Origin of the sequence: Klebsiella sp. K47 (assembly GCF_051858335.1) — a bacterium.
In the GTDB taxonomy this organism is placed as follows: Bacteria; Pseudomonadota; Gammaproteobacteria; order Enterobacterales; family Enterobacteriaceae; genus Klebsiella; species Klebsiella pneumoniae.
Genome location: NZ_JBPYUI010000098.1, coordinates 1 through 475 on the forward strand (window position 1 = coordinate 1; position 475 = coordinate 475).

At 51.6% G+C, this 475-nt stretch carries 1 pseudogene; it reads left to right on the plus strand.

The features are described from left to right. Positions 1-475 (plus strand): annotated as a pseudogene (locus tag RRF55_RS27250) (glycoside hydrolase family protein); the annotation flags it as partial.

Here is a 475-nt window from a genome sequence, read left to right on the forward strand (position 1 = left end):
CCGGAAGAAAACGGCAAGCGCTCGCGCTACCAGGTGCATATAGAGTGCCTGAGTACGGATGATATGGAAAAGTTCATCACCAATCCCGGAAGAGTGGGGGAAGATGCGCCGGTTTATCTGACCTGGAAAACCGATGCACCGTTGTTTGAGAAGGGTGAGCGGGGAATGGTTGCGGGTAGTCGTAAAACAAAGGCGCCGGGTATTCTTACGCTGGCAAAAGTCCCTGGCGTTGATGCTGAGGGGAATACGCTGTCCAGTAACAAGGATGCGGCATACTATCAGATTCGCCCGGAAGGTGGCTGGTTACCTGCATCAAGTGTTCAGAAGGTTTCGCAGTACGCGTTAGGTGAGCTCGGGTTTGTGACGCTGAATAAGGCTTCGGAAAGTTTTGACCTGATTGATGGGATAAAACAACCGAACAACGTGGTGAAGGGGATTCTGGAACAGTTGTATAAAGCGGCACAGGATGAAACGC